Source organism: Pseudomonas wadenswilerensis, from assembly GCF_900497695.1.
Lineage (GTDB): Bacteria > Pseudomonadota > Gammaproteobacteria > Pseudomonadales > Pseudomonadaceae > Aquipseudomonas > Aquipseudomonas wadenswilerensis.
This window is the reverse complement of sequence record NZ_UIDD01000001.1, coordinates 330,853-355,438: the sequence shown is the minus strand read 5'-3', so window position 1 is coordinate 355,438 and position 24,586 is coordinate 330,853. Positions and strand designations below refer to the sequence as shown.

Annotated in this window: 24 protein-coding genes and 1 other RNA gene; 12 read left to right on the top strand and 13 right to left on the bottom strand. The window is 63.8% G+C overall.

Annotated features, from left to right (window positions below; translation table 11 throughout):
• Nucleotides 1-18: 18 nt before the first annotated feature.
• The gene (locus CCOS864_RS01745) at nucleotides 19-1,386 is read left to right on the top strand and encodes a CYTH domain-containing protein (RefSeq protein WP_115084797.1); all 1,368 of its coding nucleotides are present in this window, start codon (nucleotides 19-21) and stop codon (nucleotides 1,384-1,386) included.
• A gap of 3 nt (nucleotides 1,387-1,389) precedes the next feature.
• Here the strand turns inward: CCOS864_RS01745 and CCOS864_RS01740 are convergent, their stop codons facing one another.
• On the bottom strand, nucleotides 1,390-1,860 hold the full coding sequence (locus tag CCOS864_RS01740) for an Lrp/AsnC family transcriptional regulator (RefSeq protein ID WP_115084796.1): 471 nt from the start codon (nucleotides 1,858-1,860) through the stop codon (nucleotides 1,390-1,392).
• A 125-nt stretch (nucleotides 1,861-1,985) separates the two neighbouring features.
• Between CCOS864_RS01740 and CCOS864_RS01735 the strand changes: the two genes are divergently transcribed.
• From CCOS864_RS01735 to CCOS864_RS01725, 3 genes are all read left to right on the top strand, one after another.
• Entirely contained in the window at nucleotides 1,986-2,306 is a 321-nt protein-coding gene (locus tag CCOS864_RS01735) for a hypothetical protein (RefSeq protein WP_115084795.1), read from the top strand.
• Nucleotides 2,307-2,391: 85 nt separating this feature from the next.
• The gene (locus CCOS864_RS01730; protein WP_115084794.1) at nucleotides 2,392-4,089 is read left to right on the top strand and encodes a GspE/PulE family protein; all 1,698 of its coding nucleotides are present in this window, start codon (nucleotides 2,392-2,394) and stop codon (nucleotides 4,087-4,089) included.
• A gap of 90 nt (nucleotides 4,090-4,179) precedes the next feature.
• A complete protein-coding gene (locus CCOS864_RS01725; protein WP_036994901.1) occupies nucleotides 4,180-4,497 on the top strand; it encodes a DUF2388 domain-containing protein in 318 nt (105 codons plus the stop codon).
• A gap of 117 nt (nucleotides 4,498-4,614) precedes the next feature.
• On the opposite strand, the gene gcvP is transcribed toward CCOS864_RS01725, so the two are convergent.
• From gcvP to CCOS864_RS01675, 10 genes are all read right to left on the bottom strand, one after another.
• A complete protein-coding gene (gcvP, locus tag CCOS864_RS01720) occupies nucleotides 4,615-7,488 on the bottom strand; it encodes an aminomethyl-transferring glycine dehydrogenase (protein WP_115084793.1) in 2,874 nt (957 codons plus the stop codon).
• Between the two features lie 79 nt (nucleotides 7,489-7,567).
• Entirely contained in the window at nucleotides 7,568-7,951 is a 384-nt protein-coding gene (gcvH, locus tag CCOS864_RS01715; RefSeq protein ID WP_115084792.1) for a glycine cleavage system protein GcvH, read from the bottom strand.
• Between the two features lie 45 nt (nucleotides 7,952-7,996).
• The gene (gene gcvT, locus CCOS864_RS01710; RefSeq protein WP_115084791.1) at nucleotides 7,997-9,079 is read right to left on the bottom strand and encodes a glycine cleavage system aminomethyltransferase GcvT; all 1,083 of its coding nucleotides are present in this window, start codon (nucleotides 9,077-9,079) and stop codon (nucleotides 7,997-7,999) included.
• Between the two features lie 118 nt (nucleotides 9,080-9,197).
• Complete coding sequence (locus CCOS864_RS01705; RefSeq protein WP_115084790.1) at nucleotides 9,198-10,820, bottom strand: ABC transporter permease; 1,623 nt, start codon at nucleotides 10,818-10,820, stop codon at nucleotides 9,198-9,200.
• Nucleotides 10,821-10,974: 154 nt separating this feature from the next.
• Nucleotides 10,975-11,976 carry an extracellular solute-binding protein gene (locus tag CCOS864_RS01700; protein WP_115084789.1) on the bottom strand — a complete coding sequence of 334 codons (1,002 nt, stop codon included), beginning with the start codon at nucleotides 11,974-11,976 and terminating at the stop codon, nucleotides 10,975-10,977.
• 102 nt (nucleotides 11,977-12,078) lie between these two features.
• Nucleotides 12,079-13,296 carry a 2-octaprenyl-3-methyl-6-methoxy-1,4-benzoquinol hydroxylase gene (locus CCOS864_RS01695; RefSeq protein WP_166675751.1) on the bottom strand — a complete coding sequence of 406 codons (1,218 nt, stop codon included), beginning with the start codon at nucleotides 13,294-13,296 and terminating at the stop codon, nucleotides 12,079-12,081.
• Between the two features lie 9 nt (nucleotides 13,297-13,305).
• Nucleotides 13,306-13,788: a DUF4442 domain-containing protein gene (locus tag CCOS864_RS01690; RefSeq protein ID WP_115084787.1), complete on the bottom strand. Its 483-nt coding sequence runs from the start codon at nucleotides 13,786-13,788 to the stop codon at nucleotides 13,306-13,308.
• A gap of 2 nt (nucleotides 13,789-13,790) precedes the next feature.
• The gene (gene ubiH, locus CCOS864_RS01685) at nucleotides 13,791-14,984 is read right to left on the bottom strand and encodes a 2-octaprenyl-6-methoxyphenyl hydroxylase (protein WP_115084786.1); all 1,194 of its coding nucleotides are present in this window, start codon (nucleotides 14,982-14,984) and stop codon (nucleotides 13,791-13,793) included.
• A complete protein-coding gene (gene pepP / locus CCOS864_RS01680) occupies nucleotides 14,981-16,315 on the bottom strand; it encodes a Xaa-Pro aminopeptidase (protein ID WP_115084785.1) in 1,335 nt (444 codons plus the stop codon). Before pepP ends, ubiH begins: the two co-directional genes overlap by 4 nt.
• Nucleotides 16,316-16,338: 23 nt before the next feature.
• A complete protein-coding gene (locus tag CCOS864_RS01675) occupies nucleotides 16,339-16,896 on the bottom strand; it encodes a YecA/YgfB family protein (RefSeq protein WP_115084784.1) in 558 nt (185 codons plus the stop codon).
• Between the two features lie 152 nt (nucleotides 16,897-17,048).
• Between CCOS864_RS01675 and CCOS864_RS01670 the strand changes: the two genes are divergently transcribed.
• The 4 genes from CCOS864_RS01670 to CCOS864_RS01655 all read left to right on the top strand — a co-directional run bounded on the left by CCOS864_RS01670 (nucleotide 17,049) and on the right by CCOS864_RS01655 (nucleotide 18,458).
• Nucleotides 17,049-17,258, top strand: coding sequence for a TIGR02449 family protein (locus CCOS864_RS01670; RefSeq protein ID WP_010221172.1), 210 nt, complete (start codon nucleotides 17,049-17,051; stop codon nucleotides 17,256-17,258).
• Nucleotides 17,255-17,572: a cell division protein ZapA gene (locus tag CCOS864_RS01665; protein ID WP_115084783.1), complete on the top strand. Its 318-nt coding sequence runs from the start codon at nucleotides 17,255-17,257 to the stop codon at nucleotides 17,570-17,572. The genes CCOS864_RS01670 and CCOS864_RS01665 overlap by 4 nt, the downstream gene beginning before the upstream one ends.
• 18 nt (nucleotides 17,573-17,590) lie before the next feature.
• Nucleotides 17,591-17,768: non-coding RNA, 6S RNA (ssrS, locus tag CCOS864_RS01660), on the top strand.
• Between the two features lie 81 nt (nucleotides 17,769-17,849).
• On the top strand, nucleotides 17,850-18,458 hold the full coding sequence (locus CCOS864_RS01655) for a 5-formyltetrahydrofolate cyclo-ligase (RefSeq protein ID WP_115084782.1): 609 nt from the start codon (nucleotides 17,850-17,852) through the stop codon (nucleotides 18,456-18,458).
• Between the two features lie 19 nt (nucleotides 18,459-18,477).
• Here CCOS864_RS01655 and CCOS864_RS28135 read toward each other — a convergent pair whose 3' ends face one another.
• A complete protein-coding gene (locus CCOS864_RS28135; protein WP_165392175.1) occupies nucleotides 18,478-18,618 on the bottom strand; it encodes a hypothetical protein in 141 nt (46 codons plus the stop codon).
• A gap of 178 nt (nucleotides 18,619-18,796) precedes the next feature.
• On the opposite strand from CCOS864_RS28135, the gene CCOS864_RS01650 reads away from it, so the two are divergent.
• The 4 genes from CCOS864_RS01650 (at nucleotide 18,797) to CCOS864_RS01635 (ending at nucleotide 24,145) form a co-directional block, all read left to right on the top strand.
• Nucleotides 18,797-19,246, top strand: a complete 450-nt coding sequence (locus CCOS864_RS01650) for an EVE domain-containing protein (RefSeq protein WP_115084781.1) — start codon at nucleotides 18,797-18,799, stop codon at nucleotides 19,244-19,246.
• A gap of 95 nt (nucleotides 19,247-19,341) precedes the next feature.
• Nucleotides 19,342-20,307 (top strand): HlyD family secretion protein, encoded by a 966-nt coding sequence (locus CCOS864_RS01645; RefSeq protein ID WP_415842464.1) that lies wholly within the window; start codon nucleotides 19,342-19,344, stop codon nucleotides 20,305-20,307.
• Nucleotides 20,304-23,027, top strand: coding sequence for a ribosome-associated ATPase/putative transporter RbbA (rbbA, locus tag CCOS864_RS01640; protein ID WP_115084780.1), 2,724 nt, complete (start codon nucleotides 20,304-20,306; stop codon nucleotides 23,025-23,027). The genes CCOS864_RS01645 and rbbA overlap by 4 nt, the downstream gene beginning before the upstream one ends.
• The gene (locus CCOS864_RS01635) at nucleotides 23,027-24,145 is read left to right on the top strand and encodes an ABC transporter permease (protein WP_115084779.1); all 1,119 of its coding nucleotides are present in this window, start codon (nucleotides 23,027-23,029) and stop codon (nucleotides 24,143-24,145) included. Before rbbA ends, CCOS864_RS01635 begins: the two co-directional genes overlap by 1 nt.
• Here CCOS864_RS01635 and CCOS864_RS01630 read toward each other — a convergent pair whose 3' ends face one another.
• Nucleotides 24,146-24,550: a flagellar basal body-associated protein FliL gene (locus CCOS864_RS01630; protein ID WP_115084778.1), complete on the bottom strand. Its 405-nt coding sequence runs from the start codon at nucleotides 24,548-24,550 to the stop codon at nucleotides 24,146-24,148.
• Between the last annotated feature and the right edge of the window lie 36 nt (nucleotides 24,551-24,586).

Genomic DNA, 24,586 nt, shown 5'->3' with positions numbered 1-24,586 from the left:
AGCCTGGATTACCCAGCAATGCATAAAGAAACCGAAATCAAACTGCGGGTCAGCCGCGAGACCCTCGCCGCCCTGCGTGAACACCCATTGCTGAACAAGCGCAACAAGTCCGGGTGGCAAAGCCGCGAACTGCTCAACCAGTACTTCGACACCCCGGAGCGCGACCTGGCCGCCGCCAAGGTCGCCCTGCGCCTGCGCCGCGACGGCGATGTGGTGATCCAGACCCTCAAGACCCGTGGCCAGAGCGTCGCCGGCCTGTCCCAGCGCAACGAGTTCGAGTGGGAGTTGCCCAAGGCCAAGCTCGACCTGAAAAAACTCGACGCCGAGTGCTGGCCAGAGCAACTGGCTGATGTCGACAAAAAGACCATCAAGCCGCTGTTCACCACCGATTTCACTCGTGAATACGCCGAAATCGCCTGGGGCCGCGGCAAGGCCAAGGTGGTGATCGAAGCCGCACTGGACCTCGGCACCGTGGTCGCCGGCAAGCAGAAGGAAGAAATCTGCGAGCTGGAGCTGGAGCTGCGCGAAGGCGCCCCCGAAGCCCTGCTGGAACTGGCCGCCGAGCTGTCGGCAAAACTGCCGCTGATGCCCTGCGACATCAGCAAGGCCGAGCGCGGCTACCGCCTGCTCGACGCCGGCAGCTACGCCCTGAGCTTGCCTGGCGCCGAACTGAACGCCGAGATGCCCCTCGACGACGCCTTCGCTGCGCTGGCCTGGCAGTTGCTCGGCAGCAGCCAGCGCCTGGCCGAACAGTACCGTTTCAATGGCCACTGGCGCCTGCTGCAGGACTGGGTCGAAAGCCTCTGGGAGCTGCGCGCCCTGGCCAGCAGCCTCGGTCAGGCCGGCCCACGCGCCAGCACCCGCGAGCTGCGCAACAGCCTTGACGCCCTGCTCGAAGACTGGCGCCCGCTGGTGCTGGCCGGTGCCGACGATGAAGACGTGCGTCGCGCTGCGCCCGAGCAGTTCGCTGAAGAGCTGCTGGAAACCCGCTGGGGCCAGTTCTCCCTGGAAACCTCGCGCTGGCTGCTGGCCCGTGGCTGGACCGTCGAGCGCAACAAGCGCGGCGACCGCCAGGGCGCCGCACAGTTGGCCAACTGGCTGAACGTGCTGCTGGCCGAAGAAGCCAAGGCCCTCAACCTGCCGCTGTACCATCGCCAGCCGGAAGACCTGGCCGAGCAGTTGCCGCGGATCGAACGCCTGCTGGCCTGGCTGCACCACGCCCGTCAGGTGCTGGAGAGCCCGGACCTGGACCGCCTGTTCGGTGAACTGAACAAGCTGCACGAGCTGGCCAACCTGCCGATCAGCGACGAAGTGCTCGAAGCCCGCGTCCACCAGGCCATGGCGGTGTTCCAGAGTCGCGGCTGGAAGCATCTGCTGCGCAAGTAAGGCTCAAGGCAATACCGGCAGACTCGTCGTGGACTTGATTTCGGACAAGGCCACGGTCGAGTTGACCTCCTGGATCCCCGGCACCATCGACAGCTTTTCGAAGAAGAACCGTTCGTAGGCTTCGATGTCCGGGGTGACAATGCGCAGCAGAAAATCCACTGCGCCCATCAAGACATAACACTCCAGCACTTCCGGAAAGCCGCGGATCGCCTCGGTGAACTCGGTAAAGTTGGAGCGCCCGTGGGCGTTGAGTTTGACCTCGGCGAAAATCTGCGTGTTCAGGCCGATCTTCTTGCGGTCGAGCAGGGTTACCTGGGCGCGAATCACCCCCTCCTCTTTCAGGCGTTGTATGCGCCGCCAGCATGGCGATTGCGACAAGCCCACGCGCTCGGCGATCTGCGCGCTGGAGAGCGAGGCATCTTCCTGCAGCAAGGCCAGGATGCGCCGGTCATAGACGTCCAACTCGCTGTGCATGATTATTCCTCAAAAACGGATAGTGACGAATTGAGCTATTCAATAGCTGGCGATATCGCACGATCATAGAGAAGAAATACCCCGACCTGCATGTAAAAATTTCTCCACTTTCTGCGGAGAATCCCATGAGCGCTCTCGAACGGCTGGACAGCCCCCTTACGCCCTTGCGCAACGATGTCTGGGCCGCCAGCAACGTGCACAGCGATGTCTGCTACCAACTGCAGGTAGAAGCCGAGCCCGACAGCCTGTGCCGGCTGCTCAACCTGTTTGCCCTGCAATTTCTGGTGCCGCATCGGCTGAAGGTTGAGCAAGAGGATGATCTGCTCAACGTCGAGATCGGCATCAGCGGCCTGAGCTGGCACCGCGCCGAACTGATTGCACAAAAAATGCGCAACCTGATCTGCGTGACCGAGGTGCAATTGAACGAGACCCGAAAAGCCTGGTAACCCTTGTACCCGTGGAAAGCCCGCCTCAGCGGCTAACCTTGCTCAGGCCACCACTGTCGGTGGCGCGGCAAGGAAGCCCGCACGCATGCACAACCTCAGCGAAGATCGCTGGCTTGACCTCGGCACCTTGCTTGACGAGCTGGTGGCCGATCAACGCATCAGCCTGGATGATCGCAACATCTGCCCTCCCGTGCAGCACGAGCAGCACCCACTCGAATGGATCGCCAGCCAACAGTTTGCCGACCTGGGCAATCCCGGCCAACGCCTGGACCTGGGTACCCTGTGCCAATGGCTGGCCAGGCAGGCTGGCCAGCCTTACCTGCATATCGATCCCCTGAAGATCGACCTTGCCCGGCTCACCGGCCTGATGTCCGCAGGGTTCGCCCGGCGCCATGGCATCCTCGCGCTGGCCGCCGATGCCAGCGGCGTCACCGTGGCCAGCGCACAACCTTATGTACGCGCCTGGGAAGCGGACCTGGCCCAGGTGCTGCAACGGCCGATCAAGCGCGTGCTGGCAAGCCCGGTGCAGATCCGCCAGCTCAGCCAGACGTTTTTCCAGGTCGCGCAATCGGTCAGTGGCGCCAGCCAGCAACAGTCAATGCCGACGGCCGCGGGCAATCTTGAGCAGTTGCTCGAACTGGGCAACCGGGGCCGCGAGGCGCAAGCCAACGATGCGCATATCGTCAGCATCGTCGACTGGCTATTGCAGTACGCCTTCGAACAGCGCGCCAGCGATATTCACCTCGAACCCCGGCGCGACCAGGGTCAGCTGCGCTTTCGTATCGACGGCGTGCTGCATCCGGTCTACCAGTTCCCGGGGCCGGTCACCCTGGCTGTGGTCAGCCGCCTGAAAAGCCTGGGGCGCATGAATGTCGCAGAAAAGCGCCGCCCCCAGGATGGCCGGATCAAGACCCGCCTGCCTGGCGGCGAAGAGGTCGAGCTGCGGTTGTCGACCCTGCCCACTACCTTCGGCGAAAAGTTGGTACTGAGAGTCTTCGACCCGCAACTGCTGCAACAGGACTTTGCGCAACTGGGCCTCGGCGGAGCCGACCTCAGGCGCTGGCTGTCGATGCTTGACCATCGCCATGGCATCATCCTGGTCACCGGGCCCACCGGCTCGGGCAAGACCAGCACCCTTTACGCCAGCCTCAAGCACCTGGCCACCCCGCAGATCAACCTGTGCACCGTCGAAGACCCGATCGAGATGGTCGAGCCGGCCTTCAACCAGTTGCAGGTGCAACCAAGCATCGACCTGGATTTTGCCACCGGGACCCGCGCCCTGCTGCGCCAGGACCCGGATGTCATCATGATCGGCGAGATACGAGACCTGGAAACTGCCCAGGTGGCGATCCAGGCCGCCCTCACCGGGCACCTGGTGCTCTCGACCCTGCACACCAACGACGCCTGCAGCGCCATCACCCGCTTGCTGGAGCTGGGTATCGCGCCTTACCTGCTCAAGGCCAGCCTGATCGGGGTCATGGCCCAGCGCCTGGTGCGCACCCTGTGCAAGCACTGCAAGGCCGCGCCAGCGTCGCCGGGGCAGAGCCATCAAGCGGTGGGCTGTAGTGAATGCCGGCAGACCGGCTATCACGGACGTAGCGCGATCTACGAACTGCTGGGCATCAGTGATGCACTCAAAGCCCGAATCGAGCCCGACCTCGATCTGCTCGCCTTGCGCCGACTGGCGCTTGATGACGGCATGCTCAGCCTCAAGCACAGTGGCGCCGAGAAGGTTGCCGCAGGGCAGACAACCGAGGCCGAAGTGCTTCGCGTCATCGCCTGAAGCAGGCGCCAAACCTTTTATCTGGCCAGGGAACTAGATCCACATAAACCCAATCAAAGGCCCCAGTTCACCTCAGTTGGAGTCACCTTAATGCGTTTCAAGTTTGCAGTCGCAACCCTTGCCCTGCTCTCCCTGCCGGTTGGATCTGCCATGGCTGATACCTTCTGGCGCAACGTCATCTCTTCTGGCGCCACCACCGCGTCCTCTTACCTGACCTCCAAAGACCACAAGCTGGTCGTGGCTGCCCAGGATGATGCCGGCAGCTTTGTCGCCAGCGAAGGTGCGATTCGCGGCCCATACCTGGAAGCGGCGATGCAGAAAGTCCGCGCCGACAACCCGGGCCTGAAAGTCAGTGACATGGAACTGGCCAATGCGATCCTGGCCAAGAACGCGGTAGCCAGCGAGTAAGCGGCAACCCTTGTGGGAGCGGCGGTGCGACGCCTCGACTTGCCCCGCGAATGCGAAAAAGCCAGTCTGCACCGGCCTCATCGCGGGGCAAGCCCGCTCCTACCCGAAACAATTGCCTCAGCGGTAATCTTCCACCGGCACACAGGCACAGAACAGATTCCGGTCGCCATACACGTTGTCGACCCGGTTCACCGCCGGCCAGTACTTGTGCATCCGCGCATGGGCACTGGGCGCCACGCCCTGGGCAATGCTGTAGGGCCGCTCCCATACGCCCAGCACATCCTCAAGCGTATGCGGCGCATGCTTGAGCGGATTATCTTCTGCCGGCCAGTTACCCTCCTGCACTTCGCGGATCTCGGCACGAATGCTCAACATCGCCTCGACAAAGCGGTCCAGCTCGGCCTTGGACTCGCTCTCGGTCGGCTCGACCATCAAGGTCCCCGGCACCGGGAATGACATGGTCGGTGCGTGGAAGCCGTAATCCATCAGACGCTTGGCCACATCCTCCTCGGTGATCCCGGTCAGGGCTTTCAGCGGCCGCAGGTCGAGAATGCACTCATGCGCCACCCGTTCGTTGCGTCCGCGATAAAGCACCGGGAAGGCGCCGCCCAACTGCTCGGCCAGGTAGTTGGCCGAGAGGATCGCCACCTCGCTGGCATCGGCCAGCTGCGGGCCCATCATGGCAATGTACATCCAGCTGATCGGCAAGATGCTGGCGCTGCCCCAGGGCGCGGCGCTGACCGCTGTGTTCTGCGGGTCGGGGCCGGGTAGCGGGATTACCGGGTGGCTGGCGACAAAGGGCGCCAGATGCGCCCGCACGCCGATCGGGCCCATGCCCGGGCCGCCACCGCCGTGGGGGATGCAAAAGGTCTTGTGCAGGTTCATGTGCGAGACATCGGCACCGATATCCGCCGGTCGCGCCAGGCCGACCTGGGCATTGAGGTTGGCGCCGTCCATGTACACCTGGCCGCCGTGCTTGTGGATAACCTCGCAGATCTCGCTGATGCCCTCCTCGTAGACGCCGTGGGTCGATGGATAGGTGGCCATCAGGCATGACAGCTTCTCGCCGGCCGCCTGCGCCTTGGCCTTGAGGTCGGCCAGGTCGACGTTGCCGGCCTGGTCGCACTCGACGATCACCACCTGCATGCCGGCCATCTGCGCAGAGGCCGGGTTGGTGCCGTGGGCCGAGGCCGGGATCAGGCAGATATCGCGCTGGGGCTGGTGACGGCTGCGGTGATACTTGGCGATTGCCATCAGCCCGGCGTACTCGCCCTGGGCGCCAGAGTTGGGCTGCATGCAGATGGCATCGAAGCCGGTGATCGCACACAACCAGCTTTCCAGCTCGTCGATCATCGCCTTGTAACCCTGCACCTGTGCCGCCGGCGCAAAGGGGTGCAGCAGGGCAAAGCCGGGCCAGGTGATCGGGATCATCTCGCTGCTGGCGTTGAGTTTCATGGTGCACGAGCCCAGCGGGATCATCGACTGGTTCAGTGCCAGGTCCTTGTTCTCCAGCTGCTTGAGGTAGCGCAGCATCTCGGTTTCGCTGTGGTGCAGGTTGAACACCGGGTGACGGAGAAAGTCCGAGCGCCGCACCAGTGCTGGCGGAATGCCTTCGGGCTGCGCCAGAGCATCCAGCGCGGCGATATCCAGCCCGTGGTCGGCGCCGAGGAAGATATCGAACAGGCGCATGACCGTGCTTTCGTCACAGGTCTCGTCGAGGCTCACGCCCAGTTGCCCGCGGCCAAGAATCCGCAAGTTGACCTGCACGGCCTCGGCGCTTTCGATGATTGCCGTCTGGCTGCCACCGACCTCCAGGGTCAGGGTGTCGAAGAAGTGTTCATTGAGGCGCTTGATGCCCTTGCTCTCCAGGCCCGCAGCAAGCACGAAGGTCAGCGCATGCACGCGTTGGGCGATGCGCTGCAAGCCTTCCGGGCCGTGGTACACCGCATAGAACGCGGCGATGTTGGCCAGCAGTACCTGGGCAGTGCAGATGTTGGAGTTGGCCTTCTCGCGGCGGATATGCTGCTCGCGGGTCTGCAGGGCCATGCGCAACGCAGTGTTGCCCCGGGCATCCTTGGACACGCCAATGATGCGCCCGGGCATGGCCCGTTTGAACTCGTCACGACAGGCAAAATACGCCGCATGCGGGCCACCAAAGCCCATGGGCACGCCAAAGCGCTGGGACGAGCCCAGCACCACATCGGCGCCCTGCTCGCCGGGCGGCATCAGCATCACCAGGCTGAGCAGGTCGGCAGCTACACAGGCCAATGCCTGCTGGGCATGCAACTGGGTAACCAGCGGGCGCAGGTCGCGCACTTCGCCATGGGTATCGGGGTATTGCAGCAAAGCCCCGAATACCTGGTACTTGGCGAGGTTATCCACAGCGTCGACGATCAGTTCGAAGCCGAAGCCTTCGGCACGGGTCTGCAGCACCGAGAGGGTTTGCGGATGGCAGTGTTCATCGGCGAAGAAGGCATTGCTTTTCGACTTGGCCACGCGCTTGGCCAGGGCCATGGCTTCCGCCGCGGCGGTGGCTTCGTCGAGTAACGAGGCGTTGGCCAGGTCCAGGCCGGTGAGGTCGATGATCATCTGCTGGAAATTGAGCAAGGCTTCCAGGCGGCCCTGGGCGATTTCCGGTTGATACGGGGTATAGGCGGTGTACCAGCCCGGGTTTTCCAGGACGTTACGCAAAATGACGGTGGGGGTGACGGTGCCGTGATAACCCATGCCGATCAGGCTGGTCCACACCTGGTTCTGCTCGGCGTAGCCCTTGAGCTTGGCCAGGGCGGCCTGTTCATCGAGGGCGTCAGGCAGGTCCAGCGGCCGGATCAGGCGAATGCCCGGCGGCACGGTCTGCTCGATCAGCTCGCGCCGGCTGCCAACGCCGAGGGTGGCGAGCATGGCCTGCTGCTCCGAGGCATCGGGCCCCAGGTGGCGACGCAGGAAAGAATTGCGGTCTTGCAGTTGGCTCAGGGACGGCGACTGGGACATAGCGGCTCTCTCTTCCTCGACCAAGCCTCGAGCGCTCGAGGCATATTGAGTCTAGGAAGAGATTGCCGCCTGCGTGAAACTATTCGCCGATGGCGGCTTTGTAACCGGCGGCGTCGAGCAGCTTGTCCAGCTCGGCCTTGTCGCTTGGCTTGAGCTTGAAGATCCAGCTGGCGTACGGATCGCTGTTCAGCGACTCAGGGCTGTCGGCCAGCTCCTCGTTGACCGCAATCACTTCACCGCTGACCGGTGCGTAGATGTCGGAAGCTGCCTTGACCGACTCGACCACACCCGCCGCATCGCCGGCGGCAAAGACCTTGCCCACTTCCGCCAGCTCGACGAACACCACGTCACCCAGGGCTTCCTGGGCGTGGTCGCTGATCCCGACAGTCACAGTGCCATCAGCTTCCAGCCGGGCCCATTCGTGGCTTTCGGCAAAACGCAGGTCGGCGGGGATATTGCTCATAATTGTTGTCCTCGATTGGGTCAGCGGTTGGCCCGCCAGAAAGGTTCAGATCAGGATCTTGCCATGGCGCACGAAGGTCGGCTTGACCACTCGCACCGGGTACCACTTGCCGCGGATCTCCACCTCGGCACGATCGGCGGTGGCCATCGGCACCCGCGCCAGGGCAATGGATTTGCTCAGCGTAGGAGAGAAACTACCACTGGTGATCTCCCCTTCGCCAATCCCGGCGACACGGACCACCTGGTGGGCGCGTAAAACCCCGCGTTCTTCGAGCACCAGGCCGACCAGTTTCTGCTCGACGCCATGCTCGATTTCTTCCAACAAGCCTTTACGGCCGATGAAATCGCGCGCTGCCGGCTCCCAGGCGACGCTCCAGCCCAGGTTCGAAGTCAGCGGCGTATGGGCTTCGTCGATGTCCTGGCCATAAAGGTTCATGCCGGCTTCCAGGCGCAGGGTGTCGCGCGCACCAAGGCCGCTCGGGGCAATGCCGGCGCCGACCAGGTCGTTGAAAAATGCCGGGGCCTGGACAGCGGGGAAGATGATTTCCAGGCCATCCTCACCGGTGTAACCGGTGCGGGCGATAAACCAGTCGCCGTCGGCCAGGCCTTCGAAAGGTTTCAGTTCACGGATCAACGCGGCGCGTGCGGCAGTCACCAGTTCAGCGACCTTTTCCCGTGCGTCCGGGCCCTGGATGGCCAGGATGGCCAGTTCCGGGCGTTCGTTGAGTTCGACTTCGAAACCGATCTTGCGCGCCTGCAGCCAGGCCATGTCCTTGTCGCGGGTCGAAGCGTTGACCACCAGGCGGTAACCGTCTTCACAACGGTAGACGATCATATCGTCGATGACTCCGCCCTGCTCGTTGAGCATGGTGCTGTACAGGGCCTTGCCGGGAGCGCCAAGGCGGTCGACATCGTTGGCCAGCACATGCTGCAGCCAAGAGCGGGCCTGGACGCCACGGATATCGATCACGGTCATGTGGGATACATCGAATACGCCGCAGGCCTGGCGCACCTGATGGTGCTCCTCGACCTGCGAACCATAATGCAGAGGCATATCCCAACCGCCAAAATCGACCATCTTGGCGCCAAGTGCCAAGTGCAGGTCATAAAGAGGCGTACGCTGTCCCATGGGTTTCTCCTTCCGGGCGTGGCGAGGCTACGGCTGGCAGCGTTGCAGCTACCCGGCCTGTAGGACCGGCCGCAGCGAATGCCGCGCATTGTAGCTGCAAGGAGGCAGGCTTACACCCTCAGCGCGTTTGACCCGGGTGCTGGGCCGAACGTCGAATCAGCCCGATGACCGGCAACAGGCCGACTAACACGAGGGTCAAGGCCGGCAGCGACGCTCGCGACCATGCGCCTTCGCTGGTCATTTCGAACACCCGTACTGCCAGAGTGTCCCAGCCAAACGGGCGCATCAGCAGGGTCGCCGGCATCTCCTTGAGCACGTCGACGAACACCAGCAGCGCTGCACTCATTGCACCGGGCACCAGCAAGGGTAGATACACCTTGAAAAACAATCTCGGACCGCTGACGCCCAGGCTGCGGGACGCTTCCGGCAAAGAAGGACGAATCCGCCCCAGGCTGTTTTCCAATGGCCCGTAGGCCACTGCAATAAAACGCACCAGGTAAGCCAGTAACAAAGCCGACAGGCTACCGAGCAGCAACGGCTTGCCGGCGCCACCCAGCCAGTTGGAGAGCGGCACCACCAACTGATTATCGAGGTAACTGAAGGCCAGCATGATCGACACCGCCAGCACCGAACCGGGCAAGGCATAGCCCAGGTTGGCAAGACCGACACCCGCGCGGATGCCCGGCGTCGGTGCCTGGCGCCGGGCAAACGCCAGCACCAGGGCGACACACACGGTAATCAGCGCCGCCATGGCGCCCAGGTAGAGGGTATGCAGGATCAGGCCGGCATAGCGCTCGTCGAGGTCAAAGCGGCCGCGCTGCCAGAACCACACCATCAGTTGCAGCATCGGCACCACGAAGGCACAGGCAAACACCAGCAGGCACCAGCTGCTGGCAGCCAGCGCCTTGAATCCACGCAAGTGATACAACGCCTTGCCCCGCGGCCGTTCGTTGCTGCTGCGCACCGCGCCACGGGCACGCCGCTCGCCGTACAGCACCAGCATCACCGCCAGCAACAGCAGGCTGGCCAGCTGGGCGGCGCTGGAGAGGCTGAAGAAGCCGTACCAGGTCTTGTAGATGGCGGTGGTGAAGGTGTCGAAATTGAACACTGACACTGCGCCGAAATCCGCCAGGGTCTCCATCAACGCCAGCGCCACCCCGGCACCGATCGCCGGCCGCGCCATGGGCATGGCGACCCGCCAGAATGCCTGCAGCGGCGAAAGTCCCAGTACCCGTGCCGCTTCCATCAGGCCTTTGCCCTGGGCCAGGAAGGCGTTACGGGCCAGCAGGTAAACGTACGGGTAGAACACCAGCACCAGCACGGTGATCACCCCGCCGGTGGAGCGCACCCGCGGCAGGTGCATGGGCCCGAACCACTCGCGCAACAGGGTTTGCACCGGCCCGGCGAAATCCAGCAGGCCGACGAACACGAACGCCAGCACATAGGCCGGAATTGCGAAGGGCAGCATCAGGGCCCAGTCGAGCCAGCGCCGCCCGGGAAACTCGCACAGGCTGGTCAGCCAGGCCAGGCTCACCCCCAGCACCGTCACGCCGACGCCGACACCGAGGATCAGCGTCAGGGTGTTGCCCAGCAGGCGGCTCATCTGGGTATCGAGCAGGTGCGACCAGATCTGCATGTCGACCGACTGCCAGGACAACAACAGCACGCTCAGCGGCAGCAGCACCAGGGCGGCGATGGTGAAGACCAGGGGGTACCAGCGGCGTTGGGCGGGGTGGGCCAAAAGTGAAATCTCTATGGGAATGATTGCGACCGCGTTGCGGTCGATCGCTGGCAAGCCAGCTCCCACAGTGAAAAGAGAGCACCGCTATCCCTGTGGGAGCTGGCTTGCCAGCGATTGGGGCCCGATAGGGCCCCGGAAGGATAAAGCCTGGCGCTTAGTTCCAGCCAGCCCGATCCATCAGGCGAATGGCTTCGGCCTGGCGTTTGCCGGCTACTTCCACCGGAATGCTGTCGGCCTTGAACTTGCCCCAGGCGGCCACTTCTTCCGAAGGCGCCACTGCCGGGTTGGCCGGGAACTCCTGGTTCACGCCCGCAAAGATCTTCTGCGCCTCTTCACCGGTCATCCATTCGACCAGCTTCTTCGCCGCTTCAGGATGCGGCGCATATTTGGTCAGGCCAATGCCCGAGAGGTTGACGTGCACGCCACGGTCAGCCTGGTTAGGCCAGAACAGCTTGACTGCCAGCTTGGGGTTTTCCTTGTGCAGGCGGCCGTAGTAGTAGGTGTTGACGATACCGACATCGCACTGGCCGGCGTTGATCGCCTGGAGCAGCGCGGTGTCGTCGGAGAACACGTCGGTGGACAGGTTGTTGACCCAGCCCTTGATGATTTCTTCGGTTTTCTGCTCGCCGTGGGTTTCGATCAGGGTGGCGGTCAGCGACTGGTTGTAGACCTTCTTCGCCGTACGCAGGCACAGACGCCCTTCCCAGTTCTTGTCGGCCAGGGCCTCGTAGGTGCTCAACTCTTCGGGTTTGACCCGGTCGGTGGAGTAGGCAATGGTCCGCGCGCGCAGGCTCAGGCCGGTCCAGTCGTGGGACGAGGCACGGTATTGGGCGGGGATGTTCTTGTCGATGATGTCCGACTTGATCGGCTGCAGGATGCCCATCTGCTCCGCCTGCCAGAGGTTGCCGGCGTCGACGGTGAGCAGCAGATCGGCAGTGGCGTTCTCGCCCTCGGCCTTGATCCGCTGCATCAGCGGTGCTTCCTTGTCGGTGATGAACTTGATCTTCACCCCGGTCTCTTTGGTGTAGGCGTCGAATACCGGTTTGATCAACTCGTCGATGCGCGAGGAATACACCACCACCTCGTCCGCCGCCTGGGCGGCAGTGCCGAACAGGGTCAGAGCCAGGGCGGCCAGTACGTGCTTGCGTGGCAACATGGTGCGGTCCTCGGAGTTCAAGAGAGGCGCAAATGGTAGTTAATCCCATTTGGCTTCTCAACCGAACTCACAAGTGAGGAGTTACCAGATGTTGCGGGGCCCTCAGGCCCGCGCCAGTTCCGGCAGGTCACCGCTCAAGCCCAGGGCCTGGCGCACGAACAAAGCCTTGGCTTCCGGCAGTTGCTCGACCCATTTCAGGCCGCTATTGCGCAACCAGCGCAAGGGCAATGGATCAGCCTGGAACAGGCGCTCGAAACCTTCCATCGCCGCCATCAAGGCCAGGTTGTGCGGCATGCGCCGGCGCTCGAAACGGCTCAGCACGCGAATATCGGCCAGGCGTTCGCCACGCTCGTAGGCATGTTGCAGCTCTTCGGCCAGCACCGCGGCATCGAGAAAACCTAGGTTGACGCCCTGCCCGGCCAACGGGTGAATGGTGTGCGCGGCATCGCCAATCAGCGCCAGGCCTTCGGCCACGTAACGTTTGGCGTGACGTTGACGCAGTGGCACGCAGACCCGCGGATCGGCCTGCAGCACGCTGCCCAGGCGCCCTTCGAAGGCACGCTCGAGCTCGGCGCAGAACCCTTCGTCGCTCAACGCCATCAGGTGTTCGGCCTGCTCCGGCGTGGTCGACCAGACGATCGAGCACCAATCCTGCTGGCCATCGCGCAGCAGGGGCAGGAACGCCAGCGGCCCCTCATCGGTAAAGCGCTGCCAGGCGGTCGCCTGATGCGGCTGGGCGCAACGCACACTGGTGACGATGGCGTGATGCAGGTAATCCCACTCGCGCGTCTCACAACCGGTCAGGCGGCGCACCGCCGAGTTGGCACCGTCAGCGGCAATCACCAGCGGCGCACGCAGGGTACGACCGTCGGCCAGGGTCAGCAGCCAGTCGTCGCCGGAGCGGCGCATCTGCTCCAGGCGGGCATTGGCCAGCAGGCCGATCTCGCTGTCGTGCAGGCGCTCCAGCAGGCCATCCTGCACCACCCGGTTCTCGACGATATGGCCGAGCACCTCGGCATGCACGCTGGCGGCCGAGAAGTGGATCTGGCCAGTGCCACTGCCGTCCCACACACGCATGTCCGAGTAGGGGCTCAAGCGCCGTTCGCTGATCCCCTGCCAGGCGCCCAGGCGCTCGAGGATGCGCTGGCTGGCCGCCGACAAGGCGCTGACCCGCGGCTCGAATGCCGACTGCTGGTCAAAGGGCTTGATCGACAACGGGCTGCCATCGAGCAAGAGAATTTCCAGGCCGCTGTGCTGCAACGCCAGGGCCAGAGCGCTGCCGACCATACCAGCACCGACAATCAACAGATCTGCGCGCATTTCCATGCCTTAAGCCTGTCTCGCTTGCGGCTTGAGCCGCACGTAAAGGGTTTTGTCGACCCGCGCCACCAGCTCACCGGCGGCGTCGCGGATATCGACCTGAAGTCGTGGCAGATATTTTTTGCCGCCGGCGGTGTGCTGGCGGATGTCATCAAGCAGCGCATCGTCGATGCGCAGGTCGGCGAACACCGGGCCTTTGCCCGGGGACACGAAGTCGATGCTGGCGGCCTTGTCCCAGACGATGTACTCACGCCCGAGCAGCTCCATCAGCATCAACATGTAGAACGGGTCGACCATCGCATACAGGCTGCCGCCGAACTGGGTGCCGACATAATTGCGGTTGAACCAGCGCAGGCCCATGCGCACACGGATATGGCGCAGGTCGGGGCTGACGCTGAGCACACGGATGCCCGCGCCCAGGTACGGCGGATAGATGTTCAGCAGCCAGCGCAGCCTGCGCGCGCGCCGGGCCAGTTTGCGCGGGTCGCTCATGTTCAGTTCCGTGGGTCCGGGCGAGTGCCCAGGCCCATGGCCTGGCGGGCGAACCAGCGCTTGGCCGGGGGCAGCAGGTCAAGGCCGAGCAGGCCCAGGTTACGGCCGGTGGCCACCAACGGTTGGGCGCTGCCGAACAAACGAGTCACACGGTCGGAGAAGCCCACGGTCAGGTCCTGATCCAGGCGCTGACGCTCGCGATAAGCTTGCAGTGTGGCGAAATCTCCCGGCAAACCTGGGCTGGCCAGCAGGCCTTCGGCCAGCGACTGCACATCGCGCAGCGACAGGTTGAAACCCTGCCCGGCAATCGGGTGCAGGCTGTGCGCGGCATTACCGAGCACCACCAGGTGCGGGCGCACCTGCTCCTGGGCCTCGACCAGCGACAATGGATACAAATGCCGGGCGCCAACCTGGCGCAGCGCGCCCAGTCGGTAGCCAAACACGTCCTGCAGCTCGCTGAGGAAGCTGCGCTCGTCCAGTTCGGCCAAACGCTTGGCGTCCATCCCGGCGCGGGTCCAGACCAGCGCGCAGCGGTTTTCCGGCAATGGCAGCAAGGCCATCGGCCCGTCATCGGTGAAGCGCTCGAAGGCCTGGCCGCAATGGGCTTCGCTCGGGGTGATGTTGGCGATCAGGGCGCTCTGGTTGTACGGCCGCTGGCTGACATGAATGCCCAGTTGCTCGCGCAGGCCGGAGCGGCCGCCATCGGCCAGTACCGCGAGGTCGCATTCAAGCGTGGTGTCGTCGTTGAGCGACAGCCGATAGCCGTCTTCCAACGCCTGCATGGCGGTGACTTCCGCCGGGCAGCGCCAGCTCACCACCTCGGCGTCCAGGCCCTTCCACAGGCACTGGCCGAGCCAGGCGTTCTCGACCACATAGCCAAGCGCCGGCACGCCTTCTTCCAGGGCATCCAGGCGGGTGGCGCCAAAGCGCCCGCGGTCGGAGACCTGGATCTGGCGGATCGGCTCGGCGCGGCGGCTGATCTGCTGCCACAGGCCGAGGCGTTCGTAGATTTGCCGGGTACCGAAGGACAACGCCGAAGAACGGGCATCGTAGCTCGGCTGAAAACTGTCACCAGGGGCGAACGGCTCGATCAGCAGGATCTTCCAGCCACGGGCCTTGGCCCCGGCTTGCAGGGCCAGGGCCAGGCTGGCGCCGACCAGGCCGCCGCCAATGATCGCCAGATTGACCCGGCTCATGCCGCGTCACTGCGCGCAGCAGCCATCAAGGCTTCGATTTCGGCAACCGTCTTGGGTACGCCGGAGGTCAGGATTTCACAGCCCTGCTTGGTTACCACTACGTCATCCTCGATTCGCACACCGATGCCGCGCCACTTCTTCGCGACACTCTGGTTATCGGCACCGATATAGATGCCGGGTTCCACGGTCAGGGCCATGCCCGGCTCAAGCACGCGCCACTGACCACCGACCTTGTACTCGCCGACATCGTGCACATCCATGCCCAGCCAGTGCCCGGCGCGGTGCATGTAGAAGGCCCGGTAGGCTTCGCTATCAATCAGTTCCTGCACCTGGCCCTTGAGCAGGCCCAGCTCCACCAGGCCTTCGGTGATCACTTGCACCGTGGCTTCGTGGGCGTGGTTCCAGTGCTTGCCCGGGGCGATCACCGCAAAGGCGGCTTCCTGAGCCTTCAGTACCAGCTCGTAGATAGCCTTCTGCTCCGGCGAAAAACGCCCGCTGACCGGGAAGGTACGGGTGATGTCGCTGGCGTAGCAGTCGATCTCGCAACCGGCGTCGATCAACACCAGGTCACCGTCCTTGAGCGGCGCGTCGTTCTCCTGGTAATGCAGGATGCAGCTGTTGCGCCCGGCGGCGACGATCGAGCCGTAGGCCGGCATCTTCGCCCCGCCCTTGCGAAACTCGTAGTCCAGTTCGGCTTCCAGGCTGTACTCGCGCAGACCGGCGCGACAGGCCTGCATGGCCCGCACGTGGGCACGGGCGGAAATCGCCGCGGCCTCGCGCATCACTTTCACTTCCGCCGCCGATTTATACAGGCGCATGTCGTGCAGCAGATGATCCAGGGCAACGAATTCGTTCGGCGGCTGCGCACCCAGGCGCGCTTTGGAGCGGATCACGTTGATCCACTCCATCAAGTGGCGGTCGAACTCGGGGTTGCTGCCCATGGCCGAATACACCCGGTCACGGCCTTCGATCAGGCCGGGGAGGATGTCGTCGATATCGGTGATGGGGAAGGCGTCATCAGCGCCAAAATCGCGGATCGCTCCTTCCTGGCCAGCACGCAGGCCGTCCCAGAGCTCGCGCTCGGGATTACGCTCGCGGCAGAACAGTACGTATTCGCCGTGCTCGCGGCCGGGGATCAGAGCGATCACCGCCTCGGGCTCGGGGAAGCCGCTGAGGTACTGGAAGTCGCTGTCCTGGCGGTACACATGCTCGACGTCGCGGTTGCGGATGGCAACCGCGGCGGCGGGCAGGATGGCGATGCTGTTGGGTTCCATCTGCGCCATCAGCGCCTTGCGTCGACGGGCGTATTCCGACTTGGGGATGTGGCTCATGGGCAGTGGCAGTCCCTGGTTGATCAGTGCAGCGAAGGTTTGGCCGCAGGCTCGACCGGCTGCTTTGCCAGCTCCGTGTAGAGCAGCAGCGGGGCGACACGCAGGTATTCCATGACTTCCATGTAATCGTTTTCGCCGTCTTCGGATTCTTCCAGGGCGTCCTGAACCTGAGAGATCGCGACCAGGTCCTGCAGCACTTCCTTGGCCTCGGTGCTCAGTTCCTTGCCACCGGCGTTCAGGCCGAAACCGGCAATGAAGCCTTGGCACCATTGACCCAGGGCGGCAGCACGCTCGGTCAGCGGCTCATCATCACCCGGCAGCAACAGCACGACGGTGATATCGTCACTGGTGAGTTCGCCCTTGACCATTTCTTGCAGGCCGATCAAAGCGTTACGAACGTTGTCTACCGGCTCGCTTTCCAGCAGGCCGGCGGCGTCTGCCAGCCACGCGTCGGCATCGAAGCCAGCACCGGCGCAGCTGCGCCCGAGCAACAGCCCGTGCAGTTCGGCAGGGGAAACAGGATGCCCGTTGCTGCTGAGCAAGGTGGCGAAGGCGGTGTACGGCGAATTGGTATTGGGCATGGGCAACTAGGCGCCAGACGGCGCAATGACTAGAATGAAGACCTTGTATCCTAGCACCGGCAGGCGCGCCAAGACCATCGACGCGGCCAACTCCGGGCCGGCCAGGGCATAAACCGGGCAACCACCCGCAAGACCGAATCGAGTGGCAACCAATGCAAGAGAACGATCTGCAAGCGCTGATGGGCCGATTCGAACTGCTGATTGAGCGGGTCGAGCAACTAAAACGGCAAAATGCACTCTTATTAGCTCAGGAAAAATCCTGGCGCGAAGAGCGCGCCCACCTCATCGAAAAAAATGAAATCGCCCGGCGTAAGGTCGAATCGATGATTTTGCGACTCAAGGCCCTGGAGCAAGACTCATGAGCTCAAGCAATAGCGTCACTGTTCAGATTCTCGACAAAGAGTATTCGATCATCTGTCCGCCGGAAGAACGCAGCAACCTGGTCAGCGCCGCGCGCTACCTGGACGGCAAGATGCGCGAAATCCGCAGCAGCGGCAAAGTCATCGGTGCCGACCGGATTGCCGTGATGGCCGCACTGAACATCACCCACGACCTGCTGCACAACCAGGAACGCCCGGAAGCGACGGGCACTGGCGTTAACCGTGAACAGGTGCGCGACCTGCTTGAACGCGTCGATCAGGCATTGGCCGACGATCAAGATTCAAATAAGGGTTGAGTATCGGTATACTGGCGCCACTCCCTGGAGTGCTTGCCAGTCGGTCATGTCCCTGAGCCGATACGCACAACCACGGGGGTTGCACGTGGGGCCGGTGTGCATGTCCGCTTGACGGAAAGCCTTAACGCCTCCTGCAATCTCCACCTTGAACTTTCGGGTTCAAGGGCTACACCGACAGCGGTTCGTCGGGGAGCCTGAATTACCTTTGCCCGCCCTTCTGCGCGGGCAATCGAGCTGTCACCCGCAGGTGGCAGCCCTCTCTGGGACCGCCCGTGCCATGACCGACACCGCGCCGCTTACCCGCCCCCAACTTCGCCGCCTGCTTCGCGATGCCCGCCGCGCCCTGACGCCGGCCGAACAGCGCCAGGCAGCCCGAGGCCTGTACCGTCAGCTGGCGCAGCACCCGCTGTTTCGCCGGGCCAGACACATCGCCCTGTACCTGCCCAATGATTGCGAGATCGACCCGCGTCTGCTGATGCGTGAAGCCCAGCGTCGCGGCAAGCGCACCTACCTGCCGGTGCTGCACGCCTGGCCGAAGACCAAGATGGTGTTCCAGCGCATCGAAGCCGGCGAGAAGCTGCGGCCCAACCGCTTTCGCATCCCCGAGCCGCACATCAGCCTGGCCCGGCAACGGCCGATCTGGGCGCTGGACCTGATCCTGCTACCGCTGGTGGGTTTTGATGAAGTGGGTGGTCGGCTGGGCATGGGCGGCGGTTTCTATGACCGCAGCCTGGCCTATCAGGCCCGCCGCAAGGCCTGGAAAAAGCCATTGCTGCTGGGCCTGGCGCATGAATGCCAGAAGGTCGAGCGACTGGCGCAAGCCAGTTGGGATGTGCCGCTGCAGGGGACGGTCTCGGACCGTGGCTGGTACCTGGCACCCGATTGATAGGCGCCAGCAAGGGCAATCAACGCTGTTGCGGATTGACCGGCATTTCGTAGGGGGCGTCGAGTTTGCGTTCCCAAAGGCTTTGCGCATAACCGGTAGTGACAACACCCAAACCGAACAGAAACACCAGAATCCAGAGCAAATCCGGTTTGCGATTCATCGATTGCCCCCCTCAGGCAAACTGATCACGTTGTCAGCAACGTTTTTGTTGTTGCAGCAGCGTCAAGCTTAAAATGCGCGCATTCTCCGACAACCTGAGGCGACACGCAAACGTTGACGCCAACCGACCGTCGGTTTCCTGAAACAGGTTATTTCAAACATTGTCTGGAGCACCACCCATGGCCTACTGGCTGATGAAATCCGAGCCCGACGAACTCTCGATCAAGGACCTGGCGCGCCTTGGCGAAGCGCGCTGGGATGGCGTGCGCAACTACCAGGCGCGTAATTTCCTGCGCGCCATGGCGGTCGGTGACCTGTTCTTTTTCTACCACTCCAGCTGCCCGGAGCCGGGCATTGCCGGCATCGCCCGCATCAGCGCCGCAGCCTACCCCGACCCCACTGCGCTGGACCCGCAAAGCCATTACTTCGACGCCAAGGCCAACGACGAGAAGAACCCGTGGAGCGCCGTGGATGTCGCCCATGTCGAAACCTTCGGCAAGGTCCTGCAACTGGGCTACCTCAAGCAGCAAACCGCCCTGGTCGAACTGCCGCTGGTGCACAAAGGCAGCCGTCTTTCGGTGATGCCGGTCACCGCCGAACAATGGGCAGCGGTACTCGCACTGCGTTAAACAGGGTAGGATTGCCGCTCATTTGACGAACATCAACGCACCAGGACCGGTGCAGCGTCACAATTTGACGTTAATGCAGCAAGGATTGCCCAACCATGTCGATGAGCCAACACACCCCCAAACTCTTCGCCGGCGCCTTGATCGCCCTGCTCCTGGCCGCAGGTGGCCTGGGCTACTGGAAGTCCCTGCATGACCGCTTGCCCGAAGGCCTGAGCATGGGCAACGGCCGGCTCGAAGCCACTGAAGTGCAGATCGCCAGCAAGATCCCCGGGCGCCTGGCCGAAGTACTGGTCGATGAAGGCGATACGGTCAAACAGGGCCAGTTGCTCGCCCGCATCGACACCCGCACCCTCGAAGCCCAGCGCAGCCAGGCCGAAGCCGAAGTGCTGCGCGCCCGGGAGAACTACTCCGCGGCCCAGGCCACGGTGCAATTGCGCCAGAGCGAGCAATTGCTGGCCAGCCAGGAGCTCAAGCGCGTACGCGAAATCTTCCAGCGCAAATATGCCAGCCAGCAGTTGCTCGACCAGCAGCAGGCCCGTTACGACACCAGCAACTCGGCCGTGGTCGCCGCCCGCGCGCAACTGGCGGCAATCAAGGCGGCCATCGGCGCTGCCGAAGCCCAGGTCGCGCAACTGACCAGCGAAATCGACGACAGCAGCCTGCGCGCGCCGATCAACGGCGTGATCCAGCTGCGCCTGGCCGAACCTGGCGAAGTGCTCGGTGCTGGCGGCCGCGTATTGATGCTGATCGACCCGAGCGACCAGTACATGAACCTCTACCTGCCCGCCTCCACCACAGGCCGCCTGACTGTCGGCGACCAGGCGCGCATCGTCCTCGACGCCCTGCCCGACCGGGCCTTGCCGGCGAAAATTGCCTTCGTCGCGGCCAAGGCACAGTTCACCCCCAAGCAAGTGGAAACCCGTGACGAGCGCCAGAAGCTGGTGTTCCGGGTCAAGCTGCGCCTGACCGAACCGAGCGCCGTGCCCCAGGCCAAACCCGGCATGCCGGGCGCAGGCTATGTGCGCACCGCTGATGTGGACTGGCCGGCCAACCTGCAATGAGCGCGCTGGCGCTGAACGCCGAGGGCATCAACCACCGCTACGGTGGGCTGAGTGCCCTGCAGGACATCGCCTTCAGCCTGCCGGCTGGCACCCGCTGCGGCCTCATCGGCCCGGACGGCGCCGGCAAGTCGAGCCTGCTCGGGCTGATCGCCGGGGTCAAGAAACTGCAAAGCGGCGAGCTGCAGGTGCTCGGCGGCTCGATCCGCCAGCGCCGCCATCGCAACAACCTGTACCCGCGCATCGCCTTCATGCCCCAAGGCTTGGGCAATAACCTTTACCCTGAGCTTTCGATCAGCGAAAACATCCGCTTCTTCGCCACCCTGTTCGGCCTTGGCGCCAAGGAGTGCGAACAGCGCATGCACAACCTGCTGCTGGCCACCGACCTGCTGCGCTTTGCCGAGCGCCCGGCGGGCAAGTTGTCGGGCGGCATGAAGCAGAAGCTCGGGCTGTGCTGTGCGCTGATCCACGAACCGGACCTGCTGATTCTCGACGAACCCACCACCGGCGTCGACCCGCTGTCGCGCCGGCGCTTCTGGGAGCTGGTCGAACAGGTACGCCAGGAGCGACCGCAACTGACCCTGCTGGTGGCCACGGCCTACATGGAAGAAGCCGAACAGTTTGAACACTGCCTGATGCTTGATCGTGGCCGGCTGATTGCCGCGGGCTTGAGCGAAGAACTGGCTGCAGCCACCGCCAGCCACAAGCTCGATGACGCCTTTACCCACTTCCAGGGCGACAGCCAGCACAGCCAGCAGCCATTGGTGATCCCTGCGCGTGACACCGGCAATGCCGAGATCGCCATCGAGGCCCACGAACTGACTTTGCGCTTCGGCGACTTCACCGCCGTGAACAAGGTCAGCTTCGCCATCGGCCGTGGCGAGATCTTCGGTTTTCTCGGCTCCAACGGCTGCGGCAAGACCACCACCATGAAGGTGCTCACCGGCCTGATGCCGGCCAGCGAAGGCAGCGCCACCCTGCTCGGCCGCCCGGTGAACGCCAAGGACCTGGCCACGCGCAAGCGCGTCGGTTTCATGTCCCAGAGCTTCTCGCTGTATGGCGAACTCAGCGTGCGACAGAACCTTGACCTGCATGCGCGGCTGTTCGACCTGCCCAAGGCCGAGAGTGGCCCGCGTATCGCCGAGTTGATCGAGCGTTTCGACCTGGGCGCCATCGCCGACCAGCAGTCCGGCGCCCTGCCCCTGGGCTTGCGCCAGCGCCTGTCACTGGCGGTGGCAGTGCTGCACCGCCCGGAAGTACTGATCCTCGACGAACCCACCTCAGGCGTCGATCCCGCCGCCCGCGATGATTTCTGGCGCCTGCTGATCGAGCTGTCGCGAGACCAGGGGGTGACGATCTTCCTCTCCACCCACTTCATGAACGAAGCGTTGCGCTGCGACCGGATTTCCCTGATGCATGCCGGCAAGGTCCTGGCCTGCGATACCCCGGCGGCGCTGCAGCAGCAGTTTGGTGGCGAGACCCTTGAAGACGCCTTCGTCACCTGCCTGGAACAGGCTCAGGGAGCCAGCGAAGCGCCGACGGTCAGCACCCAGCTCGATACTCCAGCCAACGCAGCGCCGTTGCACCTGCGCCGCGGCTTCAGCCTCAAGCGCCTGTTCGCCGTCGCCACCCGCGAAGGCAAGGAACTGCTGCGCGACAAGGTGCGCCTGGCTTTCGCCCTGCTCGGCGCGCTGTTCATGATGGTGATCTTCGGTTATGGCATCTCCCTGGATGTGGAGAACCTCGCCTTCGCCGTCTACGACCAGGACCAGAGCCCGCAAAGCCGCGCTTACCTGGAAGCCTTCCGCGGCTCACGCTACTTCGCCGAGCAGACACCGATCCGCGATGCCGCACAGTTGCATAAACGCCTGCAGCGCTCGGAAATCAAACTGGCCCTGGAGATTCCGCCAGGTTTTGGCCGCGACCTGTACGCCGGGCGCCAGCCGGTAGTCGCGGCCTGGCTGGATGGCGGCATGCCGTTTCGCGCCGAGACCAGCCGCAACTATGTCGAGGCCGTGCACCAGGCCAACCTTGAACAACTGGCGGCGCTGAGCAGCAAGTCCCGGCCCGGGCAAACCCCGGTGCGCCTGGAAACCCGCTTTCGCTACAACCAGGATGTGGTCAGCGTGAACGCCATCGGCCCTGGGGTGATGGCGCTGATCCTGGCGTTCATTCCGGCGATGCTCACCGCGCTGGGTATCGTGCGCGAGAAAGAACTGGGCTCGATCACCAACTTCTATGCCACGCCACTGACCCGCCTGGAGTTCCTGCTCGGCAAGCAGGCGCCGTACCTGGCGGTGAGCATGATCAACCTGGCGCTGCTGGTGGCAATGAACCGCTGGCTGTTCGGCGTGCCGTTCAAGGGCAGCGCCCTGGCACTGGCCTGCGGTGGCTTGCTGTACCTGCTGGCGACCACCAGCCTGGGCCTGCTGATCTCGGCCTTCACCCGCACCCAGATCGCCGCGATCCTCGGCACCATGATCATCACCAGCCTGCCGACCATTCAGTTCTCCGGGCTGATCGTGCCGCGCTCCTCGCTCGACGGCGCTGCGGCCTTGATGGGGCAGTTGTTCCCGGCCGGTTACTTTCTCGATATCGCTGTCGGCACCTTCACCAAGGCATTGGACTTGCGTGAACTCTGGCCGCAATGCCTGGCGCTGCTGGGCTTCTTTGTCGGTTTCACCGGCCTGAGTCTGGCCATGCTGAAGAAGCAGGAGGTCTGATGCATCGTCTGGCACACACCCTGCGCCTGGGGCTCAAGGAGCTGACCAGCCTGCGTCATGACAGCGTGCTGCTGCTGTTCCTGCTGTATGCCTTCAGCGTGGCGATCTACATGCCGGCCGCAGGCTCGGTGATCGGCGTGCACAACGCCAGCGTCGCGGTGATCGACGAAGACCATAGCCTGGTTTCGCGCAAACTCGCCGAAGCCCTGCAACCACCGGAGTTCCAGCGCGCTGTGCCACTGGCCTACGATCAGCTCGACCAGGCCATGGACAGCGGCCGCTACACCTTTGTGATCAACGTGCCGGTGAACTTCCAGACCGACCTGCTGGCCGGACGCTCGCCGGAGCTGCAGGTCAACGTCGACGCCACGGCCATGAGCCAGGCATTCATGGGCGCCGGCTACATCGGCCGGATCGTCGAACGCGAACTGCTCGACTACGCCAACCAGGGCTCGGCCACTGCCGGCAGCCCGGCGCTGCTCAGTGCCCGGGCGCTGTTCAACCCCAACCTTGAGGGTGGCTGGTTCCTGGCGGTGATCCAGATCGTCAACAACATCACCATCCTGGCCATCATCCTCACCGGCACGGCACTGCTGCGCGAGCGCGAACACGGCACCCTCGACCACCTGCTGGTGCTGCCGCTGACCGCCCTGGAAATCATGCTGGCGAAGATCGGCAGCAACGCCCTGGTGGTGGTGCTGTGTACCTGGGTGTCGCTGGAAGTGATCGTCAAAGGGGCGCTGGGGGTGCCACTGGCGGGATCGCTGGGGTTGTTTCTGGCGGTGACGGCGCTGTACCTGTTCGCCAGCACCGCGCTGGGGATCTTCCTCGCCACCCTGGCACGCTCGACCCCGCAGTTCGGCCTGCTGGCCATCCCGGTGATCATCCCGATGCTGTTGCTCTCGGGCGGCAGCACGCCACTGGACAGCATGCCGCAGTGGCTGCAGTGGGTGATGCAGGGCTCGCCCTCGACCCACTTCGTCAGCCTGAGTGCAGCCATCCTGTTCCGTGACGCCGGGCTGGAAGTAGTCTGGCCAGACATCGCAGCGCTCGCCGCCATTGGCCTGGCCTTCTTCGCGATTGCCCTGGCGCGCTTTCGCCGCAGCCTGACGTCGTGATTACTGGACGATCAGGTTGTTGAACAGCAGGTCGTCGACCGTCGGCTTGCCTTCTTCGGTTTCGAGCACCTGCTGGACCTGCTTCAGGGCTTCCTGACGCAGCTTTTCCTTGGCCTCGACGTTACTCATGCTCTCGAGGTTCTGCTGGGTGAACAGGGCAACCAGCTGGTTACGGATCAACGGCTCGTGATGACGCACTGCTGCCGCCGCGGCGTCGCTGTTGACCCGCAGGGCCACGTCGGCCTTGTACACGCGCAATTTCGACCCGCCATCGAGGGCGTAGTTACCCACAAAAGGCGGGGTGAGGGAAATATAGGAAACCTTCGGTTCCCCTTCCTTGGCTTCCTCGGCCATGGCCGCCATCGGCAGCATCAGCGCCAGTACCATCAAGATCCACGCTTTCACGAATTCGCTCCTCATACAGTTGGCGCCAGCATACCC

What these genes read in the sequence shown, in the direction of transcription:
- CCOS864_RS01725 (WP_036994901.1), top strand. Translation starts at nt 4,180, where the DNA reads ATGCGTTTCAAGTTTGCAGTCGCAACCCTTGCCCTGCTCTCCCTGCCG.
- CCOS864_RS01745 (WP_115084797.1), top strand. Translation starts at nt 19, where the DNA reads ATGCATAAAGAAACCGAAATCAAACTGCGGGTCAGCCGCGAGACCCTC.
- CCOS864_RS01635 (WP_115084779.1), top strand. Translation starts at nt 23,027, where the DNA reads ATGCATCGTCTGGCACACACCCTGCGCCTGGGGCTCAAGGAGCTGACC.
- CCOS864_RS01740 (WP_115084796.1), bottom strand. Translation starts at nt 1,860, where the DNA reads ATGCACAGCGAGTTGGACGTCTATGACCGGCGCATCCTGGCCTTGCTG.
- CCOS864_RS01670 (WP_010221172.1), top strand. Translation starts at nt 17,049, where the DNA reads ATGCAAGAGAACGATCTGCAAGCGCTGATGGGCCGATTCGAACTGCTG.
- gcvT (WP_115084791.1), bottom strand. Translation starts at nt 9,079, where the DNA reads ATGGGACAGCGTACGCCTCTTTATGACCTGCACTTGGCACTTGGCGCC.
- CCOS864_RS01700 (WP_115084789.1), bottom strand. Translation starts at nt 11,976, where the DNA reads ATGTTGCCACGCAAGCACGTACTGGCCGCCCTGGCTCTGACCCTGTTC.
- CCOS864_RS01650 (WP_115084781.1), top strand. Translation starts at nt 18,797, where the DNA reads ATGGCCTACTGGCTGATGAAATCCGAGCCCGACGAACTCTCGATCAAG.
- CCOS864_RS01655 (WP_115084782.1), top strand. Translation starts at nt 17,850, where the DNA reads ATGACCGACACCGCGCCGCTTACCCGCCCCCAACTTCGCCGCCTGCTT.
- gcvP (WP_115084793.1), bottom strand. Translation starts at nt 7,488, where the DNA reads ATGTCCCAGTCGCCGTCCCTGAGCCAACTGCAAGACCGCAATTCTTTC.
- rbbA (WP_115084780.1), top strand. Translation starts at nt 20,304, where the DNA reads ATGAGCGCGCTGGCGCTGAACGCCGAGGGCATCAACCACCGCTACGGT.
- pepP (WP_115084785.1), bottom strand. Translation starts at nt 16,315, where the DNA reads ATGAGCCACATCCCCAAGTCGGAATACGCCCGTCGACGCAAGGCGCTG.
- CCOS864_RS01695 (WP_166675751.1), bottom strand. Translation starts at nt 13,296, where the DNA reads ATGCGCGCAGATCTGTTGATTGTCGGTGCTGGTATGGTCGGCAGCGCT.
- CCOS864_RS01665 (WP_115084783.1), top strand. Translation starts at nt 17,255, where the DNA reads ATGAGCTCAAGCAATAGCGTCACTGTTCAGATTCTCGACAAAGAGTAT.
- CCOS864_RS01735 (WP_115084795.1), top strand. Translation starts at nt 1,986, where the DNA reads ATGAGCGCTCTCGAACGGCTGGACAGCCCCCTTACGCCCTTGCGCAAC.
- CCOS864_RS01675 (WP_115084784.1), bottom strand. Translation starts at nt 16,896, where the DNA reads ATGCCCAATACCAATTCGCCGTACACCGCCTTCGCCACCTTGCTCAGC.
- CCOS864_RS01645 (WP_415842464.1), top strand. Translation starts at nt 19,342, where the DNA reads ATGTCGATGAGCCAACACACCCCCAAACTCTTCGCCGGCGCCTTGATC.
- ubiH (WP_115084786.1), bottom strand. Translation starts at nt 14,984, where the DNA reads ATGAGCCGGGTCAATCTGGCGATCATTGGCGGCGGCCTGGTCGGCGCC.
- CCOS864_RS28135 (WP_165392175.1), bottom strand. Translation starts at nt 18,618, where the DNA reads ATGAATCGCAAACCGGATTTGCTCTGGATTCTGGTGTTTCTGTTCGGT.
- CCOS864_RS01730 (WP_115084794.1), top strand. Translation starts at nt 2,392, where the DNA reads ATGCACAACCTCAGCGAAGATCGCTGGCTTGACCTCGGCACCTTGCTT.
- gcvH (WP_115084792.1), bottom strand. Translation starts at nt 7,951, where the DNA reads ATGAGCAATATCCCCGCCGACCTGCGTTTTGCCGAAAGCCACGAATGG.
- CCOS864_RS01690 (WP_115084787.1), bottom strand. Translation starts at nt 13,788, where the DNA reads ATGAGCGACCCGCGCAAACTGGCCCGGCGCGCGCGCAGGCTGCGCTGG.